The organism is Nocardioides sp. (assembly GCF_029937575.1).
Lineage (GTDB): Bacteria > Actinomycetota > Actinomycetes > Propionibacteriales > Nocardioidaceae > Nocardioides.
Genome location: NZ_JAPYPS010000089.1, coordinates 1 through 12,917 on the forward strand (window position 1 = coordinate 1; position 12,917 = coordinate 12,917).

A 12,917-nucleotide genomic window follows, 5' to 3' on the forward strand; every position below is an offset into this window, starting at 1 on the left:
CTGTCGTGGCGCACCGTCGACCTCGAGGCCGAGACCCTCGACGTCGACGACTTCCAGGGCACCGGCGTGGTCAACTACAACGACCAGGACGTGCCCTGGACCCGGATCCTGGAGTTCAAGCACCTGCACCCCGAGCGGACCTACCTGCCGGGCAAGACGATCGTGGTCCACGAGTACAGCCGCTTCGCCGAGGACGACGACGAGCCGTACTACCCGATCAACACCGCCGACGACCGGGCCAAGCTGCTCGCCTACCGGGCCCTGGCCAAGGAGGAGGCGGCGCAGCACGGCGTGCTCTTCGGTGGCAGGCTCGGCACCTACCAGTACCTCGACATGCACATGGCCATCGGCTCGGCGCTGTCGATGTTCGAGAACAAACTCAGGCCGCACTTCGTCGACGACGTGCCGCTGACGAGCGGAGATGAGGCCCGATGAGCAGCACCCCGACCGGCGAGATCGCGATCGGTGACACCGACACCGCCACGGCCACCGACAGCACGAGCACGAGCACCCCGGGCACCGCGCGCCGTCTCCTCCAGCGTCAGATCCTGCCCCAGGACAAGGACTTCGACGTGCTGGCGCTCTACGTCGACCGCGACCACGGCTCGGTGGACGTCGACAACGACGACTCGGCCCTGAGCCGGGTGGCGCGGGACCTGCAGGGCGCCGCCTCGCGCGCGGCCACCTCGTCGGGGCTCTCGATCCACCCCGACCAGATCGAGTCGCGCACCGCGCTGCGCATCAAGTCCGGCGACCGGATCTCGTTCGCGACGTACTTCAACGCCTTCCCGGCCAGCTACTGGCGCCGCTGGACCGTGGTGGACTCGATCCGGCTGACGATCACGGTCAGCGGGCGCGGCGCCCACGTGATGGTCTACAAGTCGATGGCGCGCGGCAACTCCCAGCGCGTGGACGCGGCGATGGCCGAGACGCACGAGCCGAGCACGTTCACCTTCGACCTGAGCCTGAAGCCCTTCGTGGACGGCGGCTGGTACTGGTACGACGTCGTGGCCGGCGACGAGGACGTCGTCGTCGAGTGGGCCGAGTGGAGTGCCGAGGTGCCCGAGGACCGTGCCCAGCACGGCACCGCCGACATCTGCGTCACCACGATGAACCGACCCGACTTCTGCGCCGAGCTCCTCGGCCAGATGGGCGAGGACGAGGACCTGGCGCCCTACCTCGACACCGTCATGGTGATGGAGCAGGGCACCAAGCTCGTCGTGGACTCCGAGCACTTCCCGGCCGCCCAGGAGGCGCTGGGGGACAAGCTGCGGATGATCAAGCAGGGCAACCTGGGCGGCTCGGGCGGCTACGCGCGCGGCCAGCTCGAGTCGGTGCGCAAGGGCACCGCGACCTATGCCCTGATGATGGACGACGACGTCGTGTGCGAGCCCGAGGGCATCATTCGCGCCATCACGTTCGGCGACCTGTCGCGCCGTCCCACGATCGTGGGTGGGCACATGTTCTCGATCTACTCGCGCTCGCGGCTGCACAGCTTCGGCGAGATCGTCCAGCCCTGGTACTTCTGGTGGCAGTCGGTGCCCGGCACCCACTCCGACTGGGACCTGTCCGCGCGCAACCTGCGCACCGCCCGCTGGCTGCACAAGCGGATCGACGTGGACTTCAACGGCTGGTTCATGTGCCTCATCCCGCGCGTCGTCCTCGAGGACGTCGGGCTGTCCCTCCCGGTCTTCATCAAGTGGGACGACTCCGAGTTCGGGCTGCGCGCCAAGGCCGCCGGCTACCCGACGGTGAGCTTCCCGGGTGCCGCGGTGTGGCACGTGCCGTGGAGCGACAAGAACGACGCGCTCGACTGGCAGTCCTACTTCCACCAGCGCAACCGGTTCATCGCGGCGCTGCTCCACTCGCCGTACGCCAAGGGCGGCCGGATGGTGCGCGAGAGCCGCAACCACCAGATCGCCCACCTGGTGTCCATGCAGTACTCCACCGTGGAGCTGCGTCACCAGGCGCTCCTCGACGTCCTCAAGGGGCCGGACGCGCTGCACGAGGTCCTGGCCACGCGCCTGCCGGAGATCAACAAGATGCGCAAGCAGCACTCCGACGCCGTGCTCGAGGCCGACCGCGACGCCTTCCCGCCCGTACGGCGTACCAAGCCGCCGCGCAAGGGCCGCGACGCGGTCTCCGACCCCGGCCGGTTCAGCGGGATCATCACCGCGACCGTCCAGCCGCTGCGCCAGCTCAAGAAGCCACGCGCCCTCTCGCGCCGCTACCCCGAGGCCGAGGTCCGGGCGATGGATGCCAAGTGGTGGCGCCTGGCGATCTACGACTCCGCGGTCGTCTCGATGGCCGACGGCACCTCGGCGGCGCTGTATCGTCGGGAGCCGGAGCAGTTCCGCACGATGATGAAGCAGACCCTCGAGATCCACGAGCGGCTCAAGCGCGAGTGGCCACGCCTCGCGGCCGAGTACCGCGCCAAGCTGGGAGACATCACCTCGCCGGAGGCGTGGGACGCGACGTTCGCACCTTGGACCAGTGAGCAGGAAGAGGCCGATGACTGACAGCCTGCAGGCCAGTGCCGGCGCCTCCGTCGATCCGGCTTACGACCTGGGGGAGGACCGCCCCTGGGAGGATCCGGCGCCCAGCCGCGGGCTCCTGGAGGTCTTCCGTCGTCGCTACCTGCTCAAGCTCCTCGTGCGCCGGGAGATCAGCGCGCGGTACTCCGGGTCGTTCCTCGGCCTGATCTGGAGCTACATCAACCCGTTGTCGCAGTTCTTCATCTACTTCGCGATCATCGGCGTGATCTTCCAGCTCCACGACTCGATCCCGAACTTCCCGATCCACATCTTCTCGGCGATCATCATCGTCCACTTCTTCACCGAGACGTTCAACGCCGGCACCCGCTCGATCGTGCGCAACAAGGCGATCGTGAAGAAGATGGCCGTGCCCGCCGAGATGTTCCCGGTCGCCTCGATGCTGGTCTCGCTCTACCACGTCTTCCCGCAGCTGGTCATCCTGCTCGTCGCGGTGCTGTTCATGGGCTGGACGCCCACCTTGAGCGGCGTCCTGGCGGTCGCGATCGCCCTGACGATCATCATGACGCTGGGCACGGCGATGGCGCTGTTCTTCAGCGCCGCCAACGTGCTCTTCCGCGACTTCGCCAGCTTCGTCAACATCCTGACCAACTTCGTGCGCTTCGGCGTGCCGATGATCTACAGCTACACGATGGTCGGCGACCGTTTCGGACGCTTCGCCGACTACTACGTGCTCAACCCGATCGCCGACGCCGTGATGCTCATGCAGCACGCCTTCTGGATCGGGACGCTGACCGAGGCGGAGCTCAACTTCGACGACAAGGGCCAGGCCGTCGACCGGCTTCCCGACCACCTCTTCACGCTCGGCTTCACGATGATCGGCGTCTCGCTGCTCATCCTGGTCCTGGCGCAGTACGTCTTCAGCAAGCTGGAGAAGCAGATCCCGGAGCGCATCTGATGGCAGGTGAGTGCTGATGGCAGAGTCCATCCGCGTCGAGAACGTCACCAAGGAGTTCACCCTCCGCTACCACCGCACCTTCAAGCAGGTGACGGTCGCGCTGGCGCGTGGCCGCCAGATCAGCGACACGTTCCCGGCCGTCGACGACGTCTCCTTCACCGTCAGCCAGGGGGAGTCCATCGGGCTGATGGGGCTCAACGGGTCCGGCAAGAGCACCTTGTTGAAGATGATCAACGGGGTGATGCGCCCCGACCACGGCACGGTGCGTACCCGGGGTCGGATCGCGGGGCTGATCGCCACCGGCGCGGGCTTCCACCCGCAGCTGAGCGGCAAGGAGAACATCATGCTCAACGCCGCGATCCTGGGCATGAGCGAGAACGAGATCGCCCGCAAGTACGACGACATCGTCGACTTCGCCGAGATCCCGACCAAGTTCCTGCAGACCGAGGTCGGGCACTACTCCTCGGGACAGTCGGCCCGCCTGGGGTTCGCGGTCGCGATCCACGTCGACTCCGAGATCTTCCTGGCCGACGAGGTGCTGGCGGTGGGGGACAAGCCGTTCAAGAAGAAGTGCCTGGAGCGGATGGAGCAGGTGCGCGACTCCGGTCGCACGCTCTTCTACGTCTCCCACGCGGGCGGCTCGGTCAAGCGGATGTGCAACCGGGTGCTGATCCTGGAGCAGGGGCGCCTGATCTTCGATGGAGACGTCAAGGAGGGGATCAAGGTCCTCAAGTACGACGACGAGCGCCCCGAGGACGAGGAGCACTTCGACTCCGACGAGGAGCTCGGGGCCGACATCTGAGCGCTCCCGCGCGCTTCCGCGTCCTCGGTCGCGCTCTCGGCTTGACAAATCTCCGAACCACCGGCGTGTCGGCTGGTAATTACAGGTTTGTAGTTACTCACCACCTCTTCCCAGGGCCTGTTACGGGTGTGACAGTTGCTTCTCGTGTGACTCTTCCCCCGCACGCAGGAGTAGTAGCTGATGTCTTCCCGACACCCCCGTTTCGTCACCGCATGCCAGCAGCTGCTGGTGCTCGGAGTGATCTGCGCCGCCCTCACCCCGGCTGCCGGAGTCGTCAACCTGGAGCTGGTCCCGCGCCCGCCGGACGGCGGCTCCGGAGCGGCCCCGTCGCCGACCGGGCTGGGCTCCGACCTCTCGATGGCGGCCTACGCCAAGGCCACCACCCTGAAGGCCACGGTGCCGACCAAGGCGGTCGACCCCACCGTGGAGGAGTACTCCCTCACGGCGCCGGCCGGCGCTCGGATGCGTCCCGGAGCACTCGCCGCGAGCAGTCGCCGTACGACCGGAGGCGCTGACCGACTCGTCAGCGACCCGCAGCCGGTGACCGGGTACGGCGCCGTCGGCGTCACCTGGGCGCCCGGCCCGGTCCTGGGCGAGGAGGACATCGCCGTCGAGGTCCGCACCAAGGACGCCGCCGGCTGGTCCGGGTGGACCGAGGCGCACTACAGCGACGAGCACGGACCGGACCCGGACAGCCAGGAGGCCATCACGGCCCGCCCAGGCACCGACGAGCTGCTGGTCGGTGAGGTCGACGAGGTGCAGGTACGCATCGACAGCGAGGGCGCCAGCCCGGCCGACCTCAAGCTGGCCGTGATCGATCCCGGCGTCGCGACCTCCAGCGACCGGGAGCGGGCCGCGATCGACACCGCCACCCTCCCGAGCGCGACGCAGGGCGGGGCCGACGAGCCGGCTCCCGACCCGGTGCCCGAGAGCGACCCCGGCACCACCGGTGAGGCCACCGGTGACGGGGACCTCGACCTGGCGGCGGGTTCGTTCACGCCCAAGCCGAAGATCTTCAGCCGCGCCCAGTGGGGTGCCAACGAGTCCCTGCGCGACGCCGGCTCGCTGCACTACTTCGAGGTGCACGCCGGCTTCGTGCACCACACGGTCAACGCGAACGGGTACAAGAAGCGCGACGTGCCCTCGATCCTGCGTGGCATCTACGCCTACCACACGCAGTCACGGGGCTGGAGCGACATCGGGTACAACTTCCTCGTCGACCGCTTCGGACGCGTCTGGGAAGGGCGCTACGGCGGCGTCGACCGGCCCGTCGTCGGTGCTCACACGCTGGGGTACAACGACGACTCCTTCGCGATGAGTGCGATCGGCAACTTCGAGACCACGACGCCCTCCAAGGCCATGATCGAGGCCTACGGCGCTGTCTTCGCGTGGAAGCTGTCGCTGCACGGGGTCAAGGCCGGCTCCATGAACCAGTACGTCACCTCGCGCACGTTCGCGGCGATCAACGGCCACCGTGACGCGGCCTCCACCGCCTGCCCGGGGCAGTACCTGTACGACCAGATTCCGCAGATCCGCAAGCTCGCCAAGCAGACCCAGGTCGGCTTCTCGGGGCGCCAGCTGGAGTCGAACGTCGCCGCGAGCGCGGAGCCCGACATCATCGCTCGGCGCACCAGCGACGGAAGGGGTGTGCTGATCCCGATCGAGAAGACGACGAGCGGCTACCGCACCGGCAAGGCGATCCCGCTCGCGGTCGACCTCAGCGGGATGAGCCGGATCCTCTCGGCGGGGGACTGGGACCGCGACGGCGTCGCCGACCTGATCACCCGCCGCAAGGTCGACGGACGGCTGACGCTGCGCCTCGGCCTGGGCAACGGCACCTTCAAGCCGGTGCAGTTCCTGGCCAACGGCTTCAAGGGCGTCAAGCTCCTTGCCGCGGTGGGTGACATGACCGGTGACGGCTTCCCCGACCTGATGGGCCAGCGCAAGGGCAAGCCGATGATGATCTACCCCGGCCGCGGCACCAACGGTCTGGGCACGCCGTACGTCGCCTACAGCTCGATCAAGGGCAGCAAGCAGATCAGCGTCGGTCGCTGGGACAAGGGTGGGGCCCCCGACACGCTGGTGCGTCAGGGCAGGAACCTGATCCTCTACATGGGCAACGGTCCCGGTGGGTTCACCGGGTCACGGCAGCTGCCGATCGACGTCTCGCCGTACAACTGGGTGGTCGGCATCAGCGACGTCAACCTCAAGGGCCACCCGGACCTGGTCGTCCGGGCCAAGGGCACCGGGCAGCTCTACCTCATCCCCGGCCACAAGAAGTCGTTCGGCGACCCGATCCTCCTCGGTCGAGGCTGGGCGAAGTACAACATGGTGGAGTGAGGAGCGCCCACGAAGCGGTTGTCTGGTCCTCAGGCAGGGAAGCGGGCGGTCGCGCGCTCGGCGACGTAGGTCGCCTCCACGCGCTCCCGTCCGGCCCGGGTGACCAGCACCAACGAGCCGCCGCGCAGCAGCGGCTCGACGAAGGCGGCGAGTCCCGGTGGGGAAGCCGGGTTCGCCTCCGTGAGGAGCCGGCCGCCGTCGGTGACGAGAGTCCCGGCGGCGGCCGCGTTCCACAGGCTCGACTGGGAGGTGCGCTCCCCGCGGTGCTCGACGGCGACGTCGTCGCCGGTCGGCGGGTCCCACGGGGCGAAGGCGTCGGGCTGGCCCCAGATCTCGACACCGACGTCGTGCACCCCCGCCGGGACCTGCTCGGCGAAGCGGACGCCCAGGGGGAGCAGCGCGCAGGCCAGCACGGGCAGCTCGCCGGCTCGCGGAGCCCACACGTCGAGGGTGCTCGGGCCGCACACGACGGCGTCGGGTGCGTCGTCGACGACGGCGATGCCTGCCGTCCACGCGGCGCCGAGGAAGACGGGGACGAGCCAGTGCGCAGGCAGGTCGACCTGCAGCCGGGCGCCGCGCTCGAGGTCCAGGTCGTCGACCAGCAGGGAGGCCGCCTTGGCCACCCAGTTGGCGTACGTCGTGACCGACAGCTCGACGCGCTCGCCGCTCTCGTCGTCGTAGAAGGTGACCAGCGGGCGGCCGGCATCGCTGCGCAGCTGCTCGGAGAGGACGTCGGCGAAGGTGGTGGGGTGGTTCATGCCCCCAGTGTGGTGGCCCGGCCCTAGGCTCGGCACATGACCTCCATCGACAACTTCTGGGCCGTCGTCCCGGCCGGCGGAGCGGGGACGCGGCTGTGGCCGATGTCGCGCTCGTCGTCCCCCAAGTTCCTGCGCGACCTGACGGGCACGGGGCGGTCCCTGCTGCAGGGCACGTGGGACCGGTTGGCCCCGATCGTCGACGACCGCTTCCTGGTGGTCACCGGGCAGTCGCACCGCGAGGCGGTGTCCGGGCAGCTGCCGGAGGTGTCGGCCGAGGCGATCGTCGCCGAGCCCTCGGCACGTGACTCGATGGCCGCCATCGGTCTCGCCGCCGCGATGCTCGAGCTGCGCGACCCGGACGCGGTGATGGGCTCCTTCGCCGCCGACCACGTGATCGCGGACCCCGCTGCGTTCGGCCGCGCCGTCGAGGTGGCGGCAGCTGCCGCCCGCGACGACTGGCTGGTGACGATCGGCATCGACCCGACCTTCCCGTCCTCGGCGTTCGGCTACATCCACCTCGGCGACGACCTCGCGGGTCATCCCGGCGCGCACGCGGTGCAAGAGTTCGTCGAGAAGCCGTCGGTCGACGTGGCGGAGGGCTACCTCGCGACGGGCCGCTACCGCTGGAACGCCGGGATGTTCGTGGTCCGGCCCACGGTGCTGCTCGAGCTGCTCGCCGAGCAGGACCCCGACTTCACCGCGGCGCTGCGCGCCATCGCCGCGGCCCCCGAGACACTGGAGGCGGCCTGGGCCTCGTTGCCCAAGATCGCCCTCGACCACGCCGTCGCCGAGCCGGCCGCGGCCGCGGGCCGTGTCGTGGTGGTGCCCGCCTCGATCGGGTGGGACGACATCGGTGACTTCGACTCCCTGGCGACCCTGCTGGAGGACACCACGTCGGCCACGACGACGGTGCTCGGCGACCCGGCGCTGGTGCAGGCGGTCGACGCCACCGGGCTCGTGGTGCCCGCGGGCGGCAAGATGATCGCCGTGGTCGGCCTCGACGACGTGGTCGTCGTCGACACCCCCGACGCGCTGCTCGTGACCACCCGGGCCCACGCCCAGTCGGTCAAGAAGGTCGTCGCCGGTCTCAAGGACGGCGGGCGGGCCGACCTGACCTGAGTCAGATCGCCCCGGCCTCGGGTGCGTCGGTGTAGGGATACTCCGCCATGAAGCTCTCCAGGGCGGCGCCGCTCGTCTCGGAGCAGAACTGCGTGACCCCGGTGGACTCCGTCTCGTCACCCTTCCAGTGGGTGAACGCCACGTGCTGGCCGTCGGGGAACGCTGCTCCGTCCTCGTCGTCGGAGGTCCACGGCGCGGCGATGAACTTCAGCCGGAAGTTGGTGTCGTCGAGGTCGAACTTCTTCGCGATCGCCCGGATCTGGCTCATCTGCCCGGCGTCGTCGGCGACGGTCTCGTCGTACCAGAGGATCGTGTAGCCGTGCTCGAGGTTGTGCACCAGCGCCTCGAGCGGCGGGCGGTCGTCGGCGTCGTAGAACTTGTCGGTGAAGGGGGCCGGGGCGACCCCGGCGACGTTCCAGTGCGGGCCGAAGGCCGGCGGCGCGAAGTCGTAGGTCACCTCGGTGCCCTGCGGCACGTGGTTGTTGACGTCGGTCGCGGTCTCCGTGGTGATGTCCTGGCACACCGATGCCGCGGCACCGACCTCCGCGATCTCCACACCGGCGTACTCGCTCTCGTCGAAGGCGCTCTTGATCGGCTGGAAGGCCGCGGCGCCGATGAGGCCGAGACCGATCACCACGGCGATCCCGACGATGAGGTTGCTCTGACGCTTCTCCGCGCTGCGCTGCTTCTTCATCGCTGAGTCGATCAGCGCCTGACGCTCGCTCTTGGCGGACTTGGACGACTTGGCCACAGCCGGGATACCTCGGTTCGATGGGGCGGGAATCGCGGGAAGTCTACGGACTCACCGGGCGGAACCGGAGATCGGTGTCCAGCGCACGCTCGTGCGGCGTGGTCGGGGACGGTTCGCGCTCCCAGCCGCAGGCGAAGAGGAGCACGTCGAGCACGACGTCAGATCCGGTGCCGGCCGCGCAGGACACCGCGCCGTCACCGGTGATCACGGCATCGAGTCCGGTGGAGTCCCGTACCGCCACGCAGAGCTCGGCGGCGCTCATGGGAGCGCCGAACGGGGCGCGGTCGCCGGGCTGACCTCGTACGGCGCGCAGCACGGCTTCGCGCGCCCCGAAGCCGAACAGGTCGCCTCCCTCGGCACGGACCAGGGCGCCGGCACCCGGCCCGTCGGCCGCGGGGTCCAGGACCAGGTCGGCGCGCCCGCGGACGACGGCGAAGGGGCGGCCGCCGAGCTTGCCCTGGGCGAGCTCGGCGAGGCCGGCGATCTCGTCGGCGACAGCCGGAGCCGTGACGGCCAGCTCGTTGCCGTGCCCGTCGAGCTGTCCGGCGAAGTCCTGGGCCACCAGCAGTCCGGCCGCGCCGATGGCGATGTCCGTCTGGCCCTCGCGCCAGGCCCGACCCGCGGTGTCGGTGACGACGACGCCCAGCACGAGGCCGGTGCGCTCCTGGAGGTCCGCCCGGATGCGGCGGGCCGAGGCGTCGGGATCGAGGGGAAGCAGGACCGAGGCGCCCCGCTCGACGTTGGAGTTGTCGATCCCTGCGGCGGCCAGGGTGAGGCCGTGGTGGGTCCGCACGATCGTGGTGGGGCCGCGTCGGGCGACGACGCGCGCCGTGGCGTCGGGGAGGTGCTCCTCGCGAGAACCTGGGACGACGCGTCCCTCCGCCTTGCTGACCACCTTGCTGGTGATGACCACGACGTCGCCGTCCTGCAGGTGGTCGGGACCGAGCAGCTCCAGCAGCACGCCCGCGAGGTCGGTGCCCTCCACGATCTCGGGGGCGCCGTCGGGAGCCATGGCGCTGACCAGGCCGTGGCTCACGCCGTACCGTCCGGGTGCGACGTCACCAGGCGGATCGCGGCCGCGGCCATCGCGGCGGTCGCCGCGTGGTCGGTCATCATCAGCGGTACGGCGGCGCACGCGATCCCGGCGGCCTCGACCTCGGCCACCTGGTCGGCGTCGCTCTCATCGACCAACCACGCGTCGAGCACGCCCTCGGGTGCGGACCTGGCGCCGAAGTGGCGGGCGACGGCGCCGGCACCGACCTCGACGCCGATGGACGTCAGCATCTGGTGGGCCATCCCGCGCACGTGGGTGCCGCCGACGATGGGCGAGAGCCCCACGACCGGCGCGCCGGTGCTGTGCAGCGCCTCCCGGACGCCCGGCACGCCGATGATCGTGCCCACGGACACGACGGGGTTGGACGGCGGCAGCACGACCAGGTCGGCGCCGGTGATCGCCTCGATGACCCCGGGGCCGGGTGTCGCGGCCTCGAGTCCCACGAACACCACCGTCTCGGCCGGCACCTCGGCGCGCAGTCGCACCCAGTACTCCTGGAAGTGCACCACCCGGCGCCCGCTGGGGGAGTCCGGGTCGGCGATGGCGACGTGCGTCTCGACCCGGTCGTCGGTCATCGGGAGCAGCCGCACGCCGGGCTGCCAGCGCCGGCACAGGGCGTCGGTGACATCGGAGAGCGGATAGCCGGCCTCGAGCATCTGGGTGCGGACCAGGTGGGTCGCCAGGTCACGGTCGCCGAGCCCGAACCAGGTCGGCTCCACGCCGTACGCCGCGAGCTCGTCCTTGACGCTCCACGACTCGTCCCGTCGGCCCCAGCCGCGCTCGGGATCGATCCCGTCACCCAGGGTGTACATCACGGTGTCGAGGTCTGGGCAGATCTTCAGGCCGTGCATCCACAGGTCGTCAGCGGTGTTGGCGATCGCGGTGATCGTGGCCTCGGGTGAGACACCCGGGAGGGTTCCCTCGGCGAGGCCGTGGCGCAGTCCCTGCAGGAAGCGGGCCCCGCCCATGCCGCCGCACAGCACGGTGATGTTCTTCATGGTGCCTACTCTGCCGCGTCGCTCGCCGGCGGATCCGGCGGGCCCGGGAGGCCCGACCGGGTGGCCGCGGCCCCGTGATCAGCGCCATAGCAGATACGGGGCTTGACTTACGGGTACGACAGGCATGTAATTCTCACAGTGTTGTTCACGGCAATGCTTGGGTCGAGAGGCAGATAACCATGAGGGAACTCTTTCTCCTGGAGCCGGAGACGGACGAGGCAGGGTGGCAGGAGCGCGCGCTGTGCGCGCAGACCGATCCTGAGGCGTTCTTCCCCGAGAAGGGCGGGTCGACACGTGAGGCCAAGAAGGTCTGTCTCACGTGCGAGGTGCGCGACGAGTGCCTCGAGTCGGCCCTGATGAACGACGAGCGCTTCGGCATCTGGGGCGGACTCTCCGAGCGAGAGCGTCGCAAGCTGAAGAAGCGCGCCGTCTGAGCAGGTAGCAGGCAGCGCACACGCAGAGCAGGAAGGCCCCGGTCGACGATGACCGGGGCCCTGCGCTTTTTGGCGGGTTGCCCCGACGTTCTAGTGTGCGCTGGTGCCTTCCCCCGCTCTCGCCACCGCCCGGGTCGCCGTGCTGGTCGTCAGCCATGACGGCGCCCGCTGGCTCCCCGGAGTGCTGGAGGGCCTGGCCGAGCAGGAGCTGCACGGGCGGGTCGTGGCCGTCGACACGGGCAGCCTCGACGAGAGCGCGGCCCTGCTGGCGCCGGTGGCCGACGTGGTGACGGCGACGTCCTCGACGTCCTACCCGGCTGCGGTCCGGATGGGCCTGGAGCGTCTCGAGGCCCTGGAGGCCCTGGACCCACTCGACTCTGGAGCCCATGACTGGGTCTGGTTGCTCCACGACGACTCCCGGCCGGCACCCGGGGCGCTGGCGGCGCTGCTGGCCGCCGCCGCGCGACGACCTGACGTCGACGTCCTCGGGCCCAAGCTGCGCGAATGGCCGTCCCTGGCCCGTCTGCTGGAGCTGGGGGTGACGATCTCCGGGACCGGGCGGCGCGAGACCGGGCTCGAGCGCGGCGAGTACGACCAGGGTCAGCACGACGAGCAGCGAGAGGTGCTGGCGGTCAACACCGCCGGCATGCTGGTCCGCCGGGCGGTGCTGGAGGAGCTGGGCGGCTTCGACGAGCACCTCCCCGTCTTCGGCAACGACCTCGACTTCGGCTGGCGCGCGGCGAGCGCCGGGCACACCACGCTGGTCGTCCCCGAGGCCGTCGTCTTCCACGCCGAAGCCGCTCACCGTGGGCTGCGCAGGACGTCGCTGACCGGCCGTCACACGCACTACCAGGAGCGGCGCGCGGCGCTCTACACGTTGCTGGTCAACTCCTCGGCCCGCGCCCTGCCGTGGCGGGTGGTCCGCCTGGTCCTCGGCACGCTGCTGCGGATGATCGGCTTCCTGGCGCTGCGCTCGGCGGGCGAGGCCCTCGATGACCTCGCGGCCCTGCTCTCGGTCCTCTCGCGGCCCGGCACGATCGCCGCGGCGCGCCGCGACCGCCGTACGGCTACCCGGCGTTTGACCGCGGCACGGCCCATCTCCTCTCCACACCAATCCGGGCCCGTGTGTGCGGCGCGCGGCCTCGCGCCTGCCGCGACCTGCGCGCGCAATGCCCACTGACGAATCCCACTTGGGATTCGGAGGAAGTACC

General features: G+C 70.1%; 12 protein-coding genes. 8 read left to right on the plus strand and 4 right to left on the minus strand.

What is annotated here, in order from left to right; all coding sequences use genetic code 11:
* From Q1K33_RS19135 to Q1K33_RS19155, 5 genes are all read left to right on the plus strand, one after another.
* Window positions 1-435 (plus strand): UDP-galactopyranose mutase (locus Q1K33_RS19135; protein WP_300406346.1); only part of this gene is annotated, 435 nt, incomplete at its 5' end.
* The gene (locus Q1K33_RS19140; RefSeq protein ID WP_300406347.1) at window positions 432-2,519 is read left to right on the plus strand and encodes a glycosyltransferase; all 2,088 of its coding nucleotides are present in this window, start codon (window positions 432-434) and stop codon (window positions 2,517-2,519) included. The genes Q1K33_RS19135 and Q1K33_RS19140, both read left to right, overlap by 4 nt.
* Entirely contained in the window at window positions 2,512-3,450 is a 939-nt protein-coding gene (locus Q1K33_RS19145) for an ABC transporter permease (RefSeq protein WP_300406348.1), read from the plus strand. Before Q1K33_RS19140 ends, Q1K33_RS19145 begins: the two co-directional genes overlap by 8 nt.
* A gap of 16 nt (window positions 3,451-3,466) precedes the next feature.
* A complete protein-coding gene (locus tag Q1K33_RS19150) occupies window positions 3,467-4,252 on the plus strand; it encodes an ABC transporter ATP-binding protein (protein ID WP_300406349.1) in 786 nt (261 codons plus the stop codon).
* A gap of 180 nt (window positions 4,253-4,432) precedes the next feature.
* Window positions 4,433-6,592, plus strand: a complete 2,160-nt coding sequence (locus Q1K33_RS19155; protein WP_300406350.1) for an FG-GAP-like repeat-containing protein — start codon at window positions 4,433-4,435, stop codon at window positions 6,590-6,592.
* A gap of 29 nt (window positions 6,593-6,621) precedes the next feature.
* On the opposite strand, the gene Q1K33_RS19160 is transcribed toward Q1K33_RS19155, so the two are convergent.
* On the minus strand, window positions 6,622-7,350 hold the full coding sequence (locus Q1K33_RS19160; RefSeq protein ID WP_300406351.1) for a TIGR03089 family protein: 729 nt from the start codon (window positions 7,348-7,350) through the stop codon (window positions 6,622-6,624).
* Window positions 7,351-7,386: 36 nt separating this feature from the next.
* On the opposite strand from Q1K33_RS19160, the gene Q1K33_RS19165 reads away from it, so the two are divergent.
* Window positions 7,387-8,469, plus strand: coding sequence for a sugar phosphate nucleotidyltransferase (locus tag Q1K33_RS19165; RefSeq protein WP_300406352.1), 1,083 nt, complete (start codon window positions 7,387-7,389; stop codon window positions 8,467-8,469).
* Between the two features lies 1 nt (window position 8,470).
* On the opposite strand, the gene Q1K33_RS19170 is transcribed toward Q1K33_RS19165, so the two are convergent.
* The 3 genes from Q1K33_RS19170 to cofD are packed head-to-tail and all read right to left on the minus strand — an operon-like array spanning window position 8,471 to window position 11,272.
* Entirely contained in the window at window positions 8,471-9,220 is a 750-nt protein-coding gene (locus Q1K33_RS19170; protein WP_300406354.1) for a DUF3105 domain-containing protein, read from the minus strand.
* 43 nt (window positions 9,221-9,263) lie between these two features.
* Window positions 9,264-10,256, minus strand: coding sequence for a coenzyme F420-0:L-glutamate ligase (locus tag Q1K33_RS19175; protein WP_300406355.1), 993 nt, complete (start codon window positions 10,254-10,256; stop codon window positions 9,264-9,266).
* On the minus strand, window positions 10,253-11,272 hold the full coding sequence (gene cofD / locus Q1K33_RS19180) for a 2-phospho-L-lactate transferase (RefSeq protein WP_300406356.1): 1,020 nt from the start codon (window positions 11,270-11,272) through the stop codon (window positions 10,253-10,255). Before cofD ends, Q1K33_RS19175 begins: the two co-directional genes overlap by 4 nt.
* 179 nt (window positions 11,273-11,451) lie before the next feature.
* Here cofD and Q1K33_RS19185 point away from each other — a divergent pair, with 179 nt between their 5' ends.
* Window positions 11,452-11,706, plus strand: coding sequence for a WhiB family transcriptional regulator (locus Q1K33_RS19185; protein ID WP_300406357.1), 255 nt, complete (start codon window positions 11,452-11,454; stop codon window positions 11,704-11,706).
* 103 nt (window positions 11,707-11,809) lie between these two features.
* Complete coding sequence (locus Q1K33_RS19190) at window positions 11,810-12,886, plus strand: glycosyltransferase (RefSeq protein WP_300406358.1); 1,077 nt, start codon at window positions 11,810-11,812, stop codon at window positions 12,884-12,886.
* The last annotated feature ends 31 nt before the right edge of the window (window positions 12,887-12,917 follow it).

Excerpts from the sequence above, each read along its gene's own strand:
- Q1K33_RS19140 (WP_300406347.1), top strand. The coding sequence starts at position 432 with ATGAGCAGCACCCCGACCGGCGAGATCGCGATCGGTGACACCGACACC.
- Q1K33_RS19145 (WP_300406348.1), top strand. The coding sequence starts at position 2,512 with ATGACTGACAGCCTGCAGGCCAGTGCCGGCGCCTCCGTCGATCCGGCT.
- Q1K33_RS19150 (WP_300406349.1), top strand. The coding sequence starts at position 3,467 with ATGGCAGAGTCCATCCGCGTCGAGAACGTCACCAAGGAGTTCACCCTC.
- Q1K33_RS19155 (WP_300406350.1), top strand. The coding sequence starts at position 4,433 with ATGTCTTCCCGACACCCCCGTTTCGTCACCGCATGCCAGCAGCTGCTG.
- Q1K33_RS19160 (WP_300406351.1), bottom strand. The coding sequence starts at position 7,350 with ATGAACCACCCCACCACCTTCGCCGACGTCCTCTCCGAGCAGCTGCGC.
- Q1K33_RS19165 (WP_300406352.1), top strand. The coding sequence starts at position 7,387 with ATGACCTCCATCGACAACTTCTGGGCCGTCGTCCCGGCCGGCGGAGCG.
- cofD (WP_300406356.1), bottom strand. The coding sequence starts at position 11,272 with ATGAAGAACATCACCGTGCTGTGCGGCGGCATGGGCGGGGCCCGCTTC.
- Q1K33_RS19185 (WP_300406357.1), top strand. The coding sequence starts at position 11,452 with ATGAGGGAACTCTTTCTCCTGGAGCCGGAGACGGACGAGGCAGGGTGG.